This window comes from Mesorhizobium sp. M6A.T.Ce.TU.016.01.1.1, assembly GCF_003997065.1.
Classification (GTDB): Bacteria; Pseudomonadota; Alphaproteobacteria; order Rhizobiales; family Rhizobiaceae; genus Mesorhizobium; species Mesorhizobium mediterraneum.
This window is the reverse complement of record NZ_RZTJ01000023.1, coordinates 21,852-40,044: the sequence shown is the minus strand read 5'-3', so window position 1 is coordinate 40,044 and position 18,193 is coordinate 21,852. Positions and strand designations below refer to the sequence as shown.

The 18,193-nt window shown below is 63.0% G+C and carries 18 protein-coding genes; 12 read left to right on the top strand and 6 right to left on the bottom strand.

What is annotated here, in order from left to right; all coding sequences use genetic code 11:
* Nucleotides 1-130: 130 nt before the first annotated feature.
* Entirely contained in the window at nucleotides 131-1,069 is a 939-nt protein-coding gene (locus tag EOC94_RS28140; RefSeq protein ID WP_095488871.1) for a diacylglycerol kinase family protein, read from the bottom strand.
* An 890-nt stretch (nucleotides 1,070-1,959) separates the two neighbouring features.
* On the opposite strand from EOC94_RS28140, the gene EOC94_RS28135 reads away from it, so the two are divergent.
* Nucleotides 1,960-2,469, top strand: coding sequence for a hypothetical protein (locus EOC94_RS28135; RefSeq protein ID WP_127294707.1), 510 nt, complete (start codon nucleotides 1,960-1,962; stop codon nucleotides 2,467-2,469).
* Here the strand turns inward: EOC94_RS28135 and EOC94_RS28130 are convergent.
* Together EOC94_RS28130 and EOC94_RS28125 are read right to left on the bottom strand one after the other, a co-directional pair.
* Nucleotides 2,466-3,437 (bottom strand): DUF3137 domain-containing protein, encoded by a 972-nt coding sequence (locus tag EOC94_RS28130; RefSeq protein ID WP_127294705.1) that lies wholly within the window; start codon nucleotides 3,435-3,437, stop codon nucleotides 2,466-2,468. The two genes, EOC94_RS28135 and EOC94_RS28130, sit on opposite strands and share 4 nt — an antisense overlap.
* Nucleotides 3,438-3,563: 126 nt before the next feature.
* The gene (locus EOC94_RS28125) at nucleotides 3,564-4,604 is read right to left on the bottom strand and encodes a CapA family protein (RefSeq protein ID WP_127294703.1); all 1,041 of its coding nucleotides are present in this window, start codon (nucleotides 4,602-4,604) and stop codon (nucleotides 3,564-3,566) included.
* Between the two features lie 150 nt (nucleotides 4,605-4,754).
* On the opposite strand from EOC94_RS28125, the gene EOC94_RS28120 reads away from it, so the two are divergent.
* The 6 genes from EOC94_RS28120 (at nucleotide 4,755) to EOC94_RS28100 (ending at nucleotide 12,631) form a co-directional block, all read left to right on the top strand.
* Nucleotides 4,755-6,008 (top strand): hypothetical protein, encoded by a 1,254-nt coding sequence (locus EOC94_RS28120; RefSeq protein ID WP_127294701.1) that lies wholly within the window; start codon nucleotides 4,755-4,757, stop codon nucleotides 6,006-6,008.
* Between the two features lie 112 nt (nucleotides 6,009-6,120).
* The gene (gene uvrB, locus EOC94_RS28115) at nucleotides 6,121-9,369 is read left to right on the top strand and encodes an excinuclease ABC subunit UvrB (RefSeq protein WP_127294699.1); all 3,249 of its coding nucleotides are present in this window, start codon (nucleotides 6,121-6,123) and stop codon (nucleotides 9,367-9,369) included.
* 464 nt (nucleotides 9,370-9,833) lie between these two features.
* A complete protein-coding gene (locus EOC94_RS28110; protein ID WP_127294697.1) occupies nucleotides 9,834-11,363 on the top strand; it encodes an ABC-F family ATP-binding cassette domain-containing protein in 1,530 nt (509 codons plus the stop codon).
* Between the two features lie 104 nt (nucleotides 11,364-11,467).
* Nucleotides 11,468-11,641 carry a hypothetical protein gene (locus EOC94_RS34210; RefSeq protein WP_164547136.1) on the top strand — a complete coding sequence of 58 codons (174 nt, stop codon included), beginning with the start codon at nucleotides 11,468-11,470 and terminating at the stop codon, nucleotides 11,639-11,641.
* 143 nt (nucleotides 11,642-11,784) lie between these two features.
* The gene (locus tag EOC94_RS28105) at nucleotides 11,785-12,213 is read left to right on the top strand and encodes a glyoxalase/bleomycin resistance/extradiol dioxygenase family protein (protein WP_095488864.1); all 429 of its coding nucleotides are present in this window, start codon (nucleotides 11,785-11,787) and stop codon (nucleotides 12,211-12,213) included.
* A gap of 64 nt (nucleotides 12,214-12,277) precedes the next feature.
* Nucleotides 12,278-12,631 (top strand): DUF1428 family protein, encoded by a 354-nt coding sequence (locus EOC94_RS28100; protein WP_095488863.1) that lies wholly within the window; start codon nucleotides 12,278-12,280, stop codon nucleotides 12,629-12,631.
* Nucleotides 12,632-12,643: 12 nt separating this feature from the next.
* On the opposite strand, the gene EOC94_RS28095 is transcribed toward EOC94_RS28100, so the two are convergent.
* The 3 genes from EOC94_RS28095 to EOC94_RS28085 form a co-directional block, all read right to left on the bottom strand.
* Nucleotides 12,644-14,227, bottom strand: a complete 1,584-nt coding sequence (locus EOC94_RS28095) for a sulfotransferase (RefSeq protein ID WP_245465668.1) — start codon at nucleotides 14,225-14,227, stop codon at nucleotides 12,644-12,646.
* A 212-nt stretch (nucleotides 14,228-14,439) separates the two neighbouring features.
* Nucleotides 14,440-14,703, bottom strand: a complete 264-nt coding sequence (locus tag EOC94_RS28090) for a DUF1488 domain-containing protein (protein ID WP_095488861.1) — start codon at nucleotides 14,701-14,703, stop codon at nucleotides 14,440-14,442.
* A gap of 36 nt (nucleotides 14,704-14,739) precedes the next feature.
* Complete coding sequence (locus EOC94_RS28085) at nucleotides 14,740-14,922, bottom strand: hypothetical protein (protein ID WP_095488860.1); 183 nt, start codon at nucleotides 14,920-14,922, stop codon at nucleotides 14,740-14,742.
* 377 nt (nucleotides 14,923-15,299) lie between these two features.
* Between EOC94_RS28085 and EOC94_RS28080 the strand changes: the two genes are divergently transcribed.
* From EOC94_RS28080 to EOC94_RS28065, 5 genes are all read left to right on the top strand, one after another.
* A complete protein-coding gene (locus tag EOC94_RS28080; RefSeq protein ID WP_126105286.1) occupies nucleotides 15,300-15,566 on the top strand; it encodes a hypothetical protein in 267 nt (88 codons plus the stop codon).
* Complete coding sequence (locus tag EOC94_RS28075; protein WP_095488858.1) at nucleotides 15,563-15,811, top strand: hypothetical protein; 249 nt, start codon at nucleotides 15,563-15,565, stop codon at nucleotides 15,809-15,811. Before EOC94_RS28080 ends, EOC94_RS28075 begins: the two co-directional genes overlap by 4 nt.
* Nucleotides 15,812-15,860: 49 nt before the next feature.
* Nucleotides 15,861-15,998: a hypothetical protein gene (locus tag EOC94_RS34205; protein WP_164547135.1), complete on the top strand. Its 138-nt coding sequence runs from the start codon at nucleotides 15,861-15,863 to the stop codon at nucleotides 15,996-15,998.
* 94 nt (nucleotides 15,999-16,092) lie between these two features.
* Entirely contained in the window at nucleotides 16,093-16,317 is a 225-nt protein-coding gene (locus EOC94_RS28070; RefSeq protein WP_126105285.1) for a hypothetical protein, read from the top strand.
* Between the two features lie 282 nt (nucleotides 16,318-16,599).
* A complete protein-coding gene (locus tag EOC94_RS28065) occupies nucleotides 16,600-18,153 on the top strand; it encodes an EAL domain-containing protein (protein WP_127294693.1) in 1,554 nt (517 codons plus the stop codon).
* Nucleotides 18,154-18,193 lie beyond the last annotated feature (40 nt).

Here is an 18,193-nt window from a genome sequence, read left to right as displayed (position 1 = left end):
TCATCGCACGCCGGGTTTCCGGCTAAGATCGAGTTCTGCCATCAGGTAATTGCCACGCAATTCCAGCATGTTGGCCGGGTCGCCGGAATCACGCCCGAAAGGACTTGAATCAGTCTCTCAACAGGTTGATTCAATATCTGAGCGTCAGCGTGCCGGGCAGGATCTCGAAGGTCGCTGGTATGCGCCCCGGCGATTCACCGTCTATGTCGACGAGCGCGGCGTTCTTTTGCACATCGCCGAGCGGTTCGACAACCACTTTCTTGCCGCGCAAAATGGTGATTGCCGGATGGTCGCGATGCCGTCCGCCATAGAGCAGCCGGATGTCCCAGATCAGTTTCAGCTTGCCCGCCGCGCGCAGGATGACGATGTCGAATAGTCCATCGTCCATTTCGGCATCCGGCGCGATCATCATGCCGCCGCCGAAGAATCTTCCGTTGGCCACCGCCACCAGCGCCACCCGCGCCTCGACCGGGACGCCGTCGTCGACGGTGATCACAACGTCCTGAAACCGGTAGCGCATGAATTCCCACACGGTGCGCCAGTAGAACAGCGCCTTGGCCGACACCCTGCCCTTGCGCTTGTCGGCGTTGACCGCGCGGTCGGTGGCGCCCGAAAGACCGAGGCTGGCGATGTTGATGAAATGGCGGCTGGCCAGCGCGCCATGATCGTCGACATAGGAGATGCGGCCGGCATCGACCTTGCGAGCTTTGGCCTGGGCGATACGCTTCAGCGTCAGGTCGACCTCAGCAGGCAGGCCGAGCCCGCGGGCGAAATCGATGCCGGCGCCGCAAGGCAGCAGGCCGAGCTCGGCCGTCCGGCCGCTTTCTGCGAACGCCTGCAACAGCCCGTCGGCCACTTCGCTGGCGGTGCCGTCGCCGCCCGCCGCGATCACCAGGTCGAAGCCGCTGGCGGCAAGGACGAGCGCCAGCCGTTCAGCGTCGCCGGTCGCCTGTGTTTCGCGCAGCTCGAAATCGCCGAAATGTCTCTTGAGCGAAGCATTGACCTCGGGCCAATGCCGTTTGAGCCAGCCGCCGCCGGCAATCGGATTGAGAATCACCCCGACCTTCAAGAACGTCCTCCCAAAGGCCAGCAACGACACTGCTGTCCTAAAAGCCCTTTGCCGGCATTGAAGCCCGCGCCGCTCTGTGGAGCAAGGGCCGAATGTCTGATCATGCTGCTCGCCGCAGATCAGGGCGTGTCCGGCCCCCCTGCATCTCGTCCAAAAAACGCTGCGCCGCCGGGCTCAGTCCCCGATAATCCCGCTATTCACAGGCTCGTCGCTGTTTCGCCGAACGCTTATCCCCCGTATATTAAACCCATCTCAGGCGGCTACCGATCGCCAAGTCGAAAGGCAAGGCGAAACGGCGGATTTCCTGAGGCCCGTACGGCCCCGAATGAAAGCAGGCTTGCCTGTTTTGAGGAGGGACGCCGAGACCTACGGGGCCGCGGAAAGCGTGCGAACGCCTACGGCGGACCGATGCTGCCATGAAGGACGGCAAAAACCTTCGATGGCGCGCTGGACGAAGCTCGCAAGGGTAGAGACTGGCGAGGTCCCGAACGGACGCTGCCCTCGGGCAGTGGCTGGCAGGACCGTCAACATCAAGGCCGGCATGGCGCGACGTCTTTACGGAAGTTGCTGCCGCGACCGTGTCCTGATCTGACAGGGAGGCGCTGGGAGAAATCCCGGCGCCGACTGTCTTTGGGCTCCTGTCGCTATCCGGCAGCCTGCTTCACTTGAAGCGCGCGTCAAGTTCGAACGCGCCTACAATTGGTGGGACCTTTCGGCCACAGTCGGCGACCGTGAAAAATTGCGTGGCGCCCGTCACGCTCATTCCACAATCGCGGCCAAATCTCGCCTTGATCCACAGCGATTGATGAGCTTTCAGCGTCGCGTGTCCTTTTCGGCCACGCGAACGATCCCAGTGATATTTGGCAGAGCAACTCAAAAGGCATAAAACCGTGATCAAGACCGCCCTTGTCGCGATGACCATCGTCGGTTGCGACTGCGACGCCAAGCTTTGCGAATATATCGGTGAGACGCCGGCCAAGTGGTCGACCATTGCCGATTGCGAAGCGGCCATGAAAAGCCAGATGCTGCACCGGCGTAATTTCAACTATCCGCTCGTCTCCGGCATCTGCCGCACGACGCAGACGCCGTCGTCACAGCTTGCCACGACGGCCTCCATGCCTGAGTTGACGACGGCAATGCAGACCGCCACCGACCTGCTCCCCAGGGAATTGAGCCGTCGGCCCAGCGTTGCGGTCGGGGCGCAGGCAACAGCGACGGAAACGGAGGCTGCCAGGCCGGTTGCCTATGAAGCGGCGGTCGACGGCGGTCGCGCCGTGCTCTATCGTACGAAGACCGGTTACGCCGTGGTCAAGACCGACCTCGGCCGCGCCGCATCCGCAACGATCGGCCTGGCGAAGCGGTCGGCTGACTGGCTGGCGGCCAAGATGCCCAGCGGCTAACTCGCCGCCTCGTCCCTTGCGCCGATCTTGCGCACCAGCGCCGCCGTCGCCAGCATCGTGCCCATGTCTGATATCATCGGCGCGACATGCTTGGCGTAGTCAAGCGGCACGGACATATCAGGCAGTTCGAAGAAGTTCTTCGTCTGCGGCAACAGCAGAAAACCGTCGCTGCCATTGAGCGCAACCCGCGCCGGATCATCAGGCCGTGTCTCGCTGAGCCATGTCAGTGCCTGCGCCAGCCGGCCGCTTACCAGTGGCTGCGCCGCCTCGACATTGTCGGTGCGGAAGTCGTAGGCGGCATCGAGCTCGGGCACGCCGCATGACAACTCCTGCATCTTGCTGGCGAACATGCCGCGGAAGAAGCCGACGGCCATGTTGGCCCGCCGCGCCGCCACCAATATGCCGGGAAACGGCACGACGGTCTCGAAGGCGACGACGACCCCCTTGAATGCTATCGTTCCGCTCTTGCCCGTGCCTTGCCGGAGATCCGCTTCGTAAAGCTCGAACGGAAATCCCTCGTAGCGGCCGGATATGACGTCGTCGAAGCGCTTGCTGTTGAACGTGCCGATCGTCTCGCGCGGCAGCCGATCGAACGAATTCGGTGTCACGTCATGCTCGTAGCGCATATCCCTGATGAAACCGAAGATGATCGGCAGCAGTGTCTTGCGGAACGATTGCTGCAACGTGCTCGTCGGCTTGACCGCCTGGAAATAGAGCAGGATCGCCGCCACGAATCCGACGACATAGAGCAGCACATGCGGCGTCGAGAACCACCGCTCGTAGGGATCGGCGACCATATTGAAGAGCCAGGCCATAAGCGCCACGAACACCAGCACCAGGCCGACGAACAGCGGCACCCGCCAGCGGACTTGCCGGTAGGCAGAAGCCCGCCTGGCCTCATAGGCCTCGAGATTCCTTTTGATGCCGGCGATGTCAGTTTCATCAGGCATGAAATCCGCTGCTTCCATCGCCATCCCCGTCGAAAGACCGATCACCCAGCTCGGACAATAGCTGATTTTGCCGAAAGTCGCGCGACTACAGCGGTGGGATGGTGAGCCCGCACGATTTGTCTGAGCCACCAGTCAACACAGCCATCAATTCCCGTTACCAAAAACCGTATCCAGACGCGCCAAAACCTTTTGCCTTAATGCACCCTCCAGCGCCTCGACTGGAACCAGCCGCTCGTGGTCACCAGCCCGCAGCCGCATGAAGGTATGCAGCCGGTAGGCGACAATGGCGCCACGCGTGCCAGCATCAGCGCTGATATCCACGGTCAGGATGCCCCCGATGCGGCCGGGCCAGGGCTGGCGCGCAAAGGCGGTGCCAAGAAAATCGCCGAGCCCATAGGCGACGAGCGCCTTGCCGATCCGCTCCACCGGCTGCAAGACGTGGGCATGGTGGCCGGCTATCAGCCCGACGCCTTGCGCGGCCAAATGCTGTGCCAGTGCCCGTGTTGCGGCCTGGGGAAAGTGCCGGAACTCCCAATCCCAATGTGGCACCGCGCAGGCGAGGTCAACATCGCTGCCGCGTGGCCATTGTGCCGGGTCGCCTTGCATCGACACACGGCCCGCGAACGCAGCCGCGCCGGCATTGCGCCACAGCGTGAAAGCGGCAAAGCCTATTGTCAGCGGCCCGACCGCAAGGCGCTCGACCGGACCGGCGACGGCGGTGCCGATGCTGCGGATGCCGAGACGGTTCAGCGCCGCCACGGTCTTGTCGAAACCCTCGACGCCCTGGTCGAGCACATGATTGTTGGCGAGCGACAAAACCAGCTTCTCATGCGAGATGCCGGCGGCCGCCAGCGCCTCGGCGAGAAACCGCTCGGTCATGGCATGATGGGTGCCAAGCTTCGTGCCCATCGCCGCGCTCGGTCGCTCCACCACCGGGCTTTCGCAATTGCCGACCACAAGGTCAGCGGAGGCGAGCAGCGCCTTGATAGCCGGGTCGCATTGCGGCGCTGTTCGATTGGCCACCGCCGAGATATCACCGACAAAGGCGAGCCGCACCGTTCGCGCCGGTGGCGGCTCGATCATCGTTCCTGCCGCTGGCGCAAAACCATCGCCGTCGCCACTAAGCGTCGGCTTCAGGAAACGTGGCAGCCAAGACAATTTGTAGGAAAGCGGATAGTTCGACACGCGCAGCCTGCACCGGAATGAACGGCCACGGTAGACGATGAGCCCGATATAGCGAAGCGCTTCCGTTCGGATTCATATGGGCGAGGTGCCTGCGACAGGCGCGACACGCGAAATGCATGTATGGTCGGCATGAAGCCTTGGAGGACCAAGATGACGCGATTTTCGAGCCTGCTGGCATTCGCCCTTATTCTGCTGCTGCCGGTTGCTTCCGCTGATGCCGCATCCCCCGAACCGGCCGCCCTGTTCGAGGCAAAAACCGTAGTGGACCGCAACAGCACGCTTACCGCACTCGAAGCCGCCGCGCCCGGTGATCCCGCGTCGGCTTACGCCGCCGGCGCCGGCCAATTCTTCACCGCGCTGGAGATCCTGGCCGGCGGCCTGCATCGCCACGGTTTCGAGAGTCCGCAATCGTTCATGCTGCCGCTGATGCGGCTGCCGGTGCCCGACAATCCCAATCCCGAACCGCTGACTTACGATGACTTCCGCGCCATCCTGGTCGCCTTCCGCGACCGGCTGCAGAAATCCGCCGCCACACTTGGGTCCGTGCCTGCCGGTGCCGATATCGGCATGGAGGTCGACCTCACGCGTCTCGGCATCGATCTCAACGAGGACGGCCAGATCGCGCCGGACGAAAGTGCCGCCGCGATCATGGCGTCTCTGTCACGCGGCGGCGGTGCGCCAGACGCGGCCGCACCTGCCCTCACCTTCCGCTTCGACCGCGCCGACGGCTACTGGCTGCAGGGCTATGCCGAGTTCCTGATGGCGCAGGCGGACTTCTGGCTGGCGCATGACTTCAGGACCATGTTCGACGGCTCCTTCCACATGCTATTCCCACGCGCCAAGCTGCCGCTGCAGGACACGCTCGTTCCGCCGGACGGCGGCATGGGCGGAAGCATGTTATCGTCCGAATGGCGCTTGGCCGATTTCATCTCGCTGGTGCATCTGGTTAACTGGCCGGTGGTCGAGCCGGAGCGCCGGCAGGCGGCACGCCGCCATCTCATGGAGATGATCCGGCTGTCGCGCGAGGACTGGAAGGCGATCCGCGCCGAGACCGACAACGACCGTGAATGGCTGCCCGGCCCGCAACAGAAAGGTGCCAGCCCGCTCACCGGCCTCGAGGTCGGCGAGGAGCAGGTCCAAGCCTGGCACGCCGCGCTTGATATGGCCGAGGATCTGCTCGAAGGTCGCACCTTGCTGCCGCATTTCCGCATCGCCGACAAAGGCATCAACATGAAGCGCTTCTTCGACGAGCCGAAGCCCTTCGATCTGGTGCTGTCGATCACCGGCCCGGCGATCGCACCCTATCTCGAAAGCGGGAAGATCCTCACCAGCGAGGAATTTGACCAGATCCAGCGCCAGTTCGGCGGCGCCGGGTTTTTGACGTTTGCGCTGTGGTTTAACTGAGGGCGTGTTTCAACATCGCTCCTGACACCCTTGTGTCAGCAGCTTAAGTTCGTCCCGCGCCCCTCGTCACTCCGCTCTTTCCAATTCGGCCGATACCTCCCATATTCGGGGCATGGCCAAACTTCCTGACAAAAAGACGCCGCCGCCGGCGCGTGATGATCGCGCTTCGCCGCCCAAGCGGCGCAGCCCGCTGACCGATTTCCTCGATGCATCGGAGCCGTTGCACAAGGGCGGCTTCGCCGAGGCGCCGCAGGCCGAATTCTCAGGCACGCCGCTGACCGGCTCGATCGCCGATTGGGCCGAGCAGATAGAGCAGGAAGCCGAGCGCCAAATCTCCCCCCTTGAGGGGGAGATGTCGCCGAAGGCGACAGAGGGGGTCGGCAAAGGAAGTGCTCAGCATAAGGAACCGTCGAGCCCGGCCGCACCGACCCCACCCGACGGCTCCGCCGCCACCCTCCCCTCAAGGGGGAGGGAAGGCGCCAAGGCGAAAAAAATCCCCGAGCGCTCCTCCTCCCCCGGCCGCACGGCGCGAGGCACCTCGATGGGCGGCGCGGCTTCGGCCAGGGAGCGCACCGCGGCCGGCCTCAATCCGGTCGCCGGCCTCGATGTTTCGCTGGAGGAAGCCGAGACGATGGCCTCCGGCGGTGTCACCGCCACTGTCGCCGCGCTGTCGGCGCTGATCGAATCCGGCAACCCGCTGCACAAGGACGGCGTGCTGTGGACACCGCACCGCCCGGCCCGGCCCGAAAAATCCGAAGGCGGCATCGCCATCAAGATGGTGTCGGATTTCGAGCCGGCAGGCGACCAGCCGACGGCGATCAAGGATCTTGTCGAAGGCGTCAACGACAATGACCGCACCCAGGTGCTGCTCGGCGTCACCGGCTCGGGAAAAACCTTCACCATGGCCAAGGTGATCGAGGAGACGCAGCGTCCTGCTCTGATCCTCGCCCCCAACAAGACGCTGGCCGCACAGCTCTATTCCGAGTTCAAGAAATTCTTCCCGGAAAACGCCGTCGAGTATTTCGTCTCCTACTACGACTACTACCAGCCGGAAGCCTATGTGCCTCGGACGGATACCTTCATCGAGAAGGAATCGTCGATCAACGAACAGATCGACCGCATGCGCCACTCGGCGACGCGCTCGCTGCTGGAGCGCGACGACGTCATCATCGTCGCCTCGGTGTCCTGCATCTACGGTATCGGCTCGGTCGAGACCTACACGGCGATGACCTTCCAGATGCAGATCGGCGACCGGCTCGACCAACGCGCGCTGCTCGCCGACCTCGTCGCCCAGCAATACAAGCGCCAGGACATCAACTTCGTCCGCGGCTCGTTCCGCGTGCGCGGTGACACGATCGAGATTTTTCCGGCTCACCTTGAGGATCGCGCATGGCGCATTTCGCTGTTCGGCGACGAGATCGAGGCGATCACTGAGTTCGACCCGCTGACCGGCCAGAAGACCGGCGAGTTGAAGAGCGTCAAGATCTACGCCAATTCGCACTATGTCACGCCGCGCCCGACCCTCAATCAGGCCATCAAGTCGATCAAGGAAGAGCTCAAGCACCGGCTGGTCGAACTCGAACGGTCCGGTCGCTTGCTCGAGGCGCAGCGGCTGGAGCAGCGCTGCCGCTTCGATCTGGAGATGCTGGAAGCGACCGGCTCCTGCGCCGGCATCGAGAACTATTCGCGCTATCTCACCGGCCGCCAGCCGGGCGATCCGCCGCCGACCCTGTTCGAATACATTCCTGACAATGCGCTGGTCTTCATCGACGAAAGCCATGTCACCGTGCCGCAGATCGGCGGCATGTATCGCGGCGACTTTCGCCGCAAGGCGACGCTGGCCGAATACGGCTTCCGTCTGCCGTCCTGCATGGACAACCGGCCGCTGCGCTTTGAGGAGTGGGATGCCATGCGCCCGCTTTCCGTCGCGGTTTCGGCGACGCCCGGCGGCTGGGAGATGGAACAGTCCGGCGGCGTCTTTGCCGAGCAGGTCATCCGACCGACCGGCCTGATCGACCCGCCGGTCGAGGTGCGTCCGGCCAAGACCCAGGTCGACGATGTCGTCGGCGAAATCCGCGACACGACCAAGGCCGGCTATCGCACGCTGGTCACCGTGCTGACCAAGCGCATGGCCGAGGACCTGACCGAGTATTTGCACGAGCAAGGCATTCGCGTCCGCTACATGCACTCCGACATCGACACGCTGGAGCGCATCGAGATCCTGCGCGACCTGCGCCTCGGCGCCTTCGACGTGCTGGTCGGCATCAACCTTTTGCGCGAAGGCCTCGACATCCCGGAATGTGGTTTCGTCGCCATTCTCGATGCCGACAAGGAGGGCTTCCTGCGCTCGGAAACCTCGCTGATCCAGACCATCGGCCGCGCCGCCAGAAACGTCGACGGCAAGGTCATCCTCTACGCCGACCAGGTCACCGGCTCGATGGAGCGGGCGATGGCGGAAACCAACCGCCGTCGCGAAAAGCAGATGGAGTGGAACGCGGCCAACGGCATCACCCCGGAATCGGTCAAGTCGCGCATCTCCGACATCCTGGACTCGGTCTACGAGAAGGATCATGTCCGCGCCGACATCTCGCAGTTCACCGACAGCGCCGGCGCGATGATGGGCAACAACCTGAAAGCCCATCTCGACGCGATGGACAAGCAGATGCGCGATGCCGCCGCCAATCTCGACTTCGAGAAGGCGGCCCGCATCCGGGACGAGATCAAGCGGCTGCGCGAGATGGAGCTGTCCATTTCCGACGATCCGCTGGCCAAATATGCCGACATGGAAAGCCCGGTTTCGGGCCGCGAAAAGGGCAAGCACAACAAGGGCGTGGCCAAACATCGTACATCAGAGGAACAAGAGCGTTTCCGCAAACTGGACGCGGCACGTGCCGCCGAAGAGGCGGCCAAGGCTGCCCAGCCCAACCTCTTCCGCAAGCCGGAGCTCGACGAAATGGGCGCTGACGGCGCTGTGCCGGTGAAGAAGCCGTTGTTCGCCAAGCCGTCGCTGGACGATATGGGGCCTGGCACCGACATGCCGAAGCCGTCAGGCGCGGTGTCGCGTTCGCTGTTCAAGAAGCAGTCGGCGCAGGAGGCGCACGGCTCGGATTTCGGTATACCGGGTGAACCGACCAAGCCGCTGTTCAAGAAGAACTCGCTGGACGAGATGACAGTGCGCCGCACCGAAAAGCCGGTCGAGGGAAAAGTGCCGGCCAAGCCACAACCGATCTCCCCCCAAGTGGGGGGCGATTCCGCCAAGCCGATCGTTCGCCAGCGCGCTGGCATCGGTTCCTACGAAGACCCCGCCGACGCCCGCCGCGAAAAACGCCGGCCGGGCAAGACAGGGCGGCCGGGAAAGTAGCGCCTTCCCTTCTCCCCCTGTGGGAGAAGGTGGATCGGCGCGCAGCGCCGAGACGGTTGAGGGGTGTTCCAGCGGAGTGAGACGTTTGCGTTCCCTGGAACACCCCTCATCCGACCTCGCTTTGCGAGGCCACCCTCTCCCACAAGGGGAGAAGGGCAGGACTCCACTGTCATCGCTTGAAGCAGTCCGCTTGCCACCAGCCCCGCCTTTGGTGTAATCGCTCCGCACACTCGAACGTCTTGAAAGGAGGGCTGCGTGTCTTTCGACCACCACCGTCAGCGCGGCCCTGTCCCTGCCCTGCGAGCTTGCTTGCAGGGCTGACCAGGGACGGTCCGGGTTTTCTCCCGCTTCGATTTTTTGGTCCGCCCTTCGTGGTGCCGCAACGCCTGTTCTGATGGCCTGCCTGCGCACCGTCAAAGTGCATCGAACCGGAGCTTTCCTCCGGACAGACCAGAGAAACCAACATGGCCCTGATCAGCCTCAAATCCCTCGGCGTCACGATGAGTGCGCCGCTCTTCTCCAACCTCGACCTCACCATCGGCACCGGCGACCGGCTCGGCATCGTGGCCGCTAACGGCCGCGGCAAGTCCACCCTGCTCAGATGCCTGACCGGCGAAATGGAGCCGACATCAGGCGACATCACCCGCACCCGCGGCCTCCGGGTCGGCTATGTCGAGCAAGCCGTTCCCGCAGCGCTGGCCGAGCGCGGCTTTCAGCAGGTGGTGGCCGACGCCTTGCTGGCCGAGCAGGCCGAAAGCGAGCAATGGCGCGTCGACGTGGTTCTCGACTCGCTCGACGTGCCTGAGCCGATGCGCGAGCGGCCGATGCGGGCGCTGAGCGGCGGCTGGCAAAGGCTGGCGCTGATCGCCCGAGTCTGGGTCACCGATCCCGATGTCCTGCTTCTCGACGAGCCGACCAACCATCTCGATCTCGCCAAGATCAGCCAGCTCGAAACCTGGCTGAACGCGCTGCCGCGTGAGGTGCCGGTGGTGATTGCCAGCCACGACCGCGCCTTCCTCGACGCCACGACCAACCGCACGCTGTTCCTGCGCCCTGAGCAGTCGCCGGTGTTTGCGCTGTCCTATTCCAGGGCGCGCGACGCTTTGAGCGAAGTCGACGCCTCGACGGAGCGCAAGTTCCAGCGCGACATGAAGGTGGCGCAGCAATTGCGCCGGCAGGCGGCCAAGCTCAACAACATCGGCATCAACTCTGGCAGCGACCTGCTGACGGTCAAGACCAAGCAGCTCAACCAGCGCGCCCAGCGCCTCGAGGGGGTCGCGGCACCGGCGCACCGCGAAAGATCGGCGGGCGCGATAAAGCTCGCCAATCGCGGCACCCATGCCAAGGTGCTGATCACGCTGGACGACGTGGTGGTCGAGACGCCTGACGGCACGCTGCTGTTCAGGACCGGCAAGCGCCATATCTGCCAGGGCGACCGCATCGTCCTGCTTGGCCGCAACGGCGTCGGCAAGTCGCGGCTGATCAGCCTGATCAGGAATGCCATCGTCGAGCCGGAGATGGCAGCGCAAGGCGTGAAGGTGACGCCGTCGACGGTGCTCGGCTACAGCGACCAAGCGCTGTCGGACATCAGCGGCGATGACACGCCGCTGGCGATGCTCTCGCGCAGATTCGATGTCGGCGAGCAGCGCGCCCGCTCGCTGCTGGCGGGCGCAGGCGTCAGCATCGACATGCAGGAGCGCAGGATCGGCGTGCTGTCGGGCGGACAGAGGGCGCGGCTGATGATGCTGGCGCTGAGGCTCGCCAATCCCAACTTCTACCTGCTCGACGAGCCGACCAACCATCTCGACATCGACGGCCAGGAGGCGCTGGAAACGGAGCTGCTCACTCATGAAGCAAGCTGCGTGCTGGCCTCGCACGACCGCTCCTTCATCAGGGCGATCGGCAACCGCTTCTGGCTGATCGAGAAGCGGCGGCTGACCGAGGTCGACAGCCCGGAGGATTTCTTCCGGGAGGTCGCCGAGACGGGCGGTTGAAGCCTTGCGGCAAAAAACTCCGGCGGTCTGTCGGATCATCGCCGCGCGCCCCGTCCTTGGGATGCCGACACGGTGATGTCGGCGCCAATCGAGGAGAGAGCATCATGTCCATTCTGTCATCCGTAGGTCGCATAGCGACCCGTTATTCGGCGGCGCGCGCCCGCTACCGCAGCGAGCGTGCCATCCTTTCGTTGCCGATCGAACTGCGCAAGGACATCGGCTGGCCGGAAATCGTCATCGACGCACAGAACAGCCCGCGGATTGGCCTGGCGCCTTGACAAGGGGGCTCCTTGACAAGGGGGCTCCTTGACAAGAGCCGGCCGTCGCACGGTCGGCACCAAAAAAGCGCGTCGGCCATGTAGGATCGCCGCTGCCGCATTCGTCCTGTGGTTCGCAACGCCTAACCAAAGAGGAGCAAGACATGAACGATCAGCCCCAGACCCAGCCTGCCGCGAAAGTCCTCGGTGGATTGACGCCCTACCTTCAGCTGGACGGCGCCTTCAAGGCTTCAGAATTCTATCAGAAGGCCTTCGGCGCCGAGCAGGTCTTCTTCTACCCGCCGGACGAGAAGGGCCGGACGATGCATATCCATCTCCACATCAACGGCTCGACGCTGATGATTTCCGATTTCTATCCCGAGCATGGAATGGCGGCGGTGAAGCCGCAGGGCTTCACAATGCAGCTGCATCTCGGCAGCGACGACATCGACGCCTGGTGGCAGCGCGCCGTCGACGCCGGCTGCACGGTCGGTACGCCGCTGCAGGTGATGTTCTGGGGCGACCGCTGGGGTCAGCTGACTGATCCTTTCGGCGTCGAGTGGGCGATGAACGCGCCGGTGAAGGCAGCGTAGCGCATTCCTTCCTTCTCCCCTTGCTTGTGGGAGAAGGAAAATCCCACAATCAAGGAGAACCACAATGTCCTATGTCGATGGCTTCGTACTCGCCGTGCCGAAGGCAAATCTCGATGCCTACAAGAAGATGGCGCAGCTCGGCGGCACCGTCTGGAAGGAGCATGGCGCGCTCGCCTATGTCGAATGCATAGGCGACGACGTGCCCTATGGCGAGGTCACCTCGTTTCCGCGCGCCGTGCAGGCCAAGGACGACGAGGTCGTCGTCTTCTCATGGGTCGTCTATGAATCGCGGCAGAACCGCGATGCAGTGATGGCCAAGGTAATGGCCGACCCACGCCTGAACGGAGAGCTATCGGCGATGCCCTTCGACAGCAAGCGCATGATCTTTGGCGGCTTTCAGCCCTTCATTGAGCTGTAGGCCCGCAACGCATTACGCTAGCCGGTCAAGCAGCGGCTTGAGCCGATCGCCGTAGCGCTTCCACAGATCGACCGAGCCCTGGTACATCGGCTGGCGCACTTGCGCCGCCGAGGCTGTACGCACGGGACGGTCGGTCTCGTGGAACGACAGCACTCTATCGTCCCACGGCAGGCCGAGATGAGCGATCAGCGCCCGCGTCTGCCCTTCCTGGTCGGCGACGAAATCCTCATAGCGCACATCGTGCACGACACCGGGCAGCACGGCGTGCCAATGCGCCATGATGTCGGTGTAGAGATTGTGGAAGTCGGCGAGCTCGCCGAGATCGTAGCCATAACGGTGAGTGTCGCCGCGGAAATGCACCTTGTAGATCGACAGGCAGGTGGCCGCCGCATCGCGCACGCAATGGATGATCCTGGCCTTCGGCAGCATCAGACGGATAAAGCCGATAAACAGAAAGTTGCCTGGCATTTTGTCGGTGACATGGCGGACATGCGGATAGCGGGCATGCAGCATATCGAGGTAGGCCTGCCCGGCATCGGCAAAATCCGTGTCGGGTACATCGGATACGCCCCAGGGAAAGCCACCTGGCATGGTTGACGGAAACTGCTTGCCGACCACCGTCTTCAAAATACTGAGCTCGCCGGCGCCATAGACCTGGGGATGGCTGGCGATGATCTGTTCGACCAGCGTCGTGCCCGAACGCGGCATGCCGACGATGAAGATCGGCGCATCGTCGGCGGTTGCGCTTGGCTTATGCTTTTCGAAGAAGCTGGCATCGAACACCGATTTCATCGCCTCGAATTCGGCCCGCGTCCTCACCGGATCATAATCGATGCCCTTGCGGCGGATGGCATTGCCTTCGGCGAAATAATCAAAGGCGCGCGGGTAATCTTTCAGGTCGTCATTGGCCTTGCCGAGGCCGAAGGCAAGCTGCATGCGCGCCAGGCTGTCTTGCGGCGCCTTGGCATGCTGCGCCTCCATGCCGGCAAGCTCGGCGTCGCGCTCCTTCTGGCGCTTGACCTGCGTCAGCATCAGCCAGGCCCGCGCCAGGCCGGGATTGACGGTCAGCGCCTGGCGGAACAAGTCAGTCGCTTCGTCGAGCTTGCCCTTTTCCATCAGCCCGACGCCCAGCCCGTGCAGCAGGTCGGCGTCCTTAGGCCGGATCGTCAGCGCTTCCCGAAAGACGGCAAGCGCCTCATCGAGCCGCCCGGCCTCCTGCAGCGTTTCGGCAAGCCCGATGCGGGCGCGAACATGGAACGGGTTGCGACCGAGGGTGCCGCGATAGATCTCCTCTGCGCCCTCGAACTGTCCCATCTGCTTTAGCGACGAGCCGAGATTGTCGCGCGCCGCAAGCTGGTCCGGGCGCAGCGCCACCGCGCCACGGAAGAAATCCACGGCTGCACTGACTCGGCCGAGGTCGCGCATCACCGTGCCGAGGTTGTTGAGGAAATCCGGATTCTTGGGTTGCAGGCGCACCGACTGTTCGAGGAGATCCAGTCCTTCGGCGCTGCGACCGGTCTGGTGCAGCAGAAGCCCTAGAAAATGCGCTGCCGCCGCGTGGTTGGCCTTTTGCGCCAGCACCTGCCGGTAGAGCATCTCGGCTTCCTGCCGGCGCCCCGCCTGATGCAATTGCAGCGCCTGCTGCACACGCTGGTCGAGCCCCAGCGGCGGCTGTCCGCCTGAGCCGAAATTGGCGCCCGCGCCTGCCGGTCTTCTCGGATCTCTGTTGATGGGAAACCTGCCGTGTTTTGTCCGCCTGCCGCGATCTAGGCCATCGGCGCGACAGGTTCAAGGGGTCGCAGGCCAGCTTACCGGAAATCGGCCCGGGTCAATACATACATGTTCCTGCGGCCGTGCGAATAGGCTTCGCGCGCGACATCCTGGATCGACGAGCGCTCCGCATCGAACGCGCTGAGATACTCGGCTTCGGCTCCGCTCGTGGCCGTTGCCGCCGAAAGCGCTGCAATCTCCACAAAGAACGGCACTTCGAACATGCCGTCATGGCCGACGAAACGAATGCGCTTGGCCGCCGCGTCGTAGGAGCGGCTGCGGTTGGGAAAATTGAGCGTCACACTCAAGCTCCTTGATTAGTGGCAAAGCCGGCCATGTCAGATCAGGCGGTGGGTTTCGGCGAGCTGACGCGCCCGCCGCACCGTGCCGTCGGTGTCGGCAATCCTGCGCCTTGCTGCCTCGTCACTTCTTATCGTCAGCCGCGCGGATATGACTTTTGTGGGCTTGATGATCGGCTTGATTGTTACGGTCGAGCCATCAGGCGTTTTCACGGAAACCATGGATTTTCCTTTCAGACATAAATAAAAATTAATACCGGGATGAAATTTTCCAGCACAATTTCAGACAATTCTTGTGAAGAGTTTGGACCGTATCATCATTCTACAAATATCACTAGAAAAGTAATTTCGCCGCAAGATCGGCACCGGGCATGAATCTTCTTGAATAAACCGCAATTTCGGATTAATGAATTGAGATCGTTTTTTGGGCCAAGCTTGGCATCTCGCGGCGTCAGAGGTTCTCGACCCGCCAAACTCATTCCAGATCGCCGATACCCAAATTGCCGATACAGGGACGCACGATACTTTAAGTCCCGATGCCGCAAAGCGGGCACTACTTTATCGGAATCACGCCGGGAACGAGACTTCGAGGCACGAGAATGTCTGGCCGAACTACCCATTCCATCGCGCATTTCGAGGCGCCCTTCATGCTTGGCGGCCTGGAGGGAAAGTTGCCGGCCGGCGACTACGACATCGACCACGATGAGGAGCTTATCGATGGCATGTCATGGCTTGCCTGGCGCCGTGTCGCCACCTTCATCCATCTGCCGGCGAGAACGGTGAAAAGCCAGACCAGCCAATTGGTCGCCATCGACCTCGCCGACCTCGAAACCGCGCTGAGGCGCGACCAGGAGAATGCCGCATGATCCGCTTCCAGCAGAACGCGCGCCCGCGCACCGATACGCCCGCGCATCTTTTCGCAATCGGCCAGACCGTTCGCATGAAGAGCCGCACCGGCCTTGTCCAGAAGACCGCGGAGCTGTTCCAGATCAAGAGCAAGCTGCCGGTCAAGGACGGCTCGCCGCAATACCGCATCCGCAGCGACGAGGAGACCCATGAGCGGGTCACCACGGAAGACAATCTCGAAGTGGCCGACAATCCGAGCGCCTAGGCCCTCGTCGACCGCCACCACCACGTTCATCAATCACGAGGACCAAGAAATGGCCAAGGGTCAACAGCGCAGCAACCGCGAGACACGCAAGCCCAAGAAAGACAAGGCGGCGGCAAAGCCGGCCTCGCCCTTCGGCTCGGCCGTCAAGCAGGCGGAAGCCGGTTTGAAGCCGAAGTCCAAGGGCTAGCGCTCCGAAGCGCCGCGCGCGCCTCACCATGCTTGTGCACCTGAGCGGCTTTGGTGCACCCGCAGGACTGCGTCGCCGCAACACGGAGGCGTGCTTGAACTTCGTTGTCGAGTTCTATCGATCGCGCGACGCCGACGAAGCGATCCTCGACAGGGTATCACTCGAGGCGCCGAACCTGCGCGCCGCCCTGCAGGGCGCCACCGAGCTGTTCCGCTCGCTGGCGATGCCGCAGATCCCGGACCGCCTGCGCATTTCCGACGAAGACGGCAGCGAGCTCTATGCCGGCCCGGCCGATGGAGCGTATCCAGCGCACGGATGAGCAACACTGCATTCATTCAGCCACTAGCGGTTCTGCTTTTGATAGAATCGCCGAACCGCTCTAAGTATCTGTTCTTACGCAATTCCCCAGGGAAAGCGCTACGCGCTTTTCCCGGGAAAACCGCCACGCACCTTTTCCTGGAATTGCTCTAGCGGATCCAATTAAAGATCACGTAACGTCAAAAGCCATATAAGGTCCGCTGGAACCGGGCCCGATCACGGTTGGCTGCCCGGCAGGCCGCGCACGAAATCGTCGCTCGCAGCCGAAGGCAGGGAGGCGCACATGGACAGGCCGCGCATCATCGTGACTGCGGTGGTGTTGGCCTTGCTCGGCGCCATCGTGCCTATCGCGGCGATGTTCCACTTTTCATGGGTTCTGGCGGTTCAAGAAGAACATCAACGGCTGGATCTGTTCGCCAACCGCGCGATCGCCAGGGCCAGCATATCGCTCAAGGATGCAACCGACGCATTGCGTGAGATCGACCGGTTCACCGGCGACCGCTGTTCGGTGGGCCACATTGCCCGCATGCGGCAGCTCACCATCAACACCCGCTCGATCGAAGAGATGGGCTATTTCGAAACCGGACTGCTCAAATGCACATCCTGGGGCTCGACCGAAGGACGCGTTGCGCAAGCCGCACCGGATTTCACCACCGCAGACGGCGTTGCCGTCACTGCCCGGATACAGCCCCTGGCCGACCAGGCCCATCCGCTGATGGCCCTGCACTACAAGCACCATAATGTCCTTGTCGATCCTCTGCGCTTTGTCGACATTGTCGTCGATCCCGACATTCAGCTTGCCCTCGCGACCGACACCGGCGTCCTGCTCAGCGCGTTGAACGGGCCTGATCCCGCCCGCATCGCCAAGATCATCGCCACCCCGGGCAAAGGCCTGGATGACGGTCATCTGTTTGCCACGGCGCGCGGGACGGACTGGATCGCCGTCGCCACCGAACCGGAAAGCCAGATCGTGGACAGCGTACGCAGCCGGCAATTGCTGTTGCTTCCTCTCGGCGTTTTCATTGCCGCCTTCATCATCGGCATGGTTGCCTGGTTGTCGCGGCGGCGGCTGTCGCCGCTGGGAGAATTGCAGATTGCCGTTCGCAAGCACGAATTCATCGTCCACTATCAGCCGATCGTCGAGCTCAGGACCGGCAATTGCGTGGGGGCCGAAGCGCTGGTTCGCTGGAGACGGCCCGACGGCTCGCTGGTCCGGGCCGATCTTTTCATCCCGCTGGCAGAAGAGAGCGGCCTGATCGCGGCAATCACCGATCAGGTCATAGCCCTTGTCGTTTTGGACCTGAAAAAGCTTCTTGTCGCCAATCCTTCCCTCCACATCGCGATCAATCTCAGCCCGGCCGACGTCAGAACGGCAAGGGTCCTTCCGGTCATCGAAAAGGCCTTGCAGCACACCGGAATTCAGCCTCGGCAGATCTGGCTGGAGGCGACGGAGCGCGGTTTCGTCGACGTCGATTCAGCGCGCTCGACCGTCATTCGCGCCCGCGAGCTTGGCCACGCGGTCGCAATCGACGACTTCGGCACAGGCTATTCCAGCCTGTCCCACCTCGAAGGCCTGCCGCTCGATGCGCTGAAGATCGACAAATCGTTCATCGACACGATCGCCACGGATTCCGCCACCAGTTCCGTAACGCCGCATATCATCGACATGGCCAAGACGCTGAAGCTGAAGATCATTGCCGAGGGCGTGGAGACGCAGGCACAGGCCGACTATCTGATGGAACGCGACGTCGACTATGGTCAGGGCTGGCTGTTTGCCAAACCCATGCCCGCAGCCGAGTTCATCGCCTATTGCCGCAAGGCGAGGCTGTCGGCGTAGAGGCAAGTGGCGCCAGCTGCCCTTCGCCCGCCTATGTCCA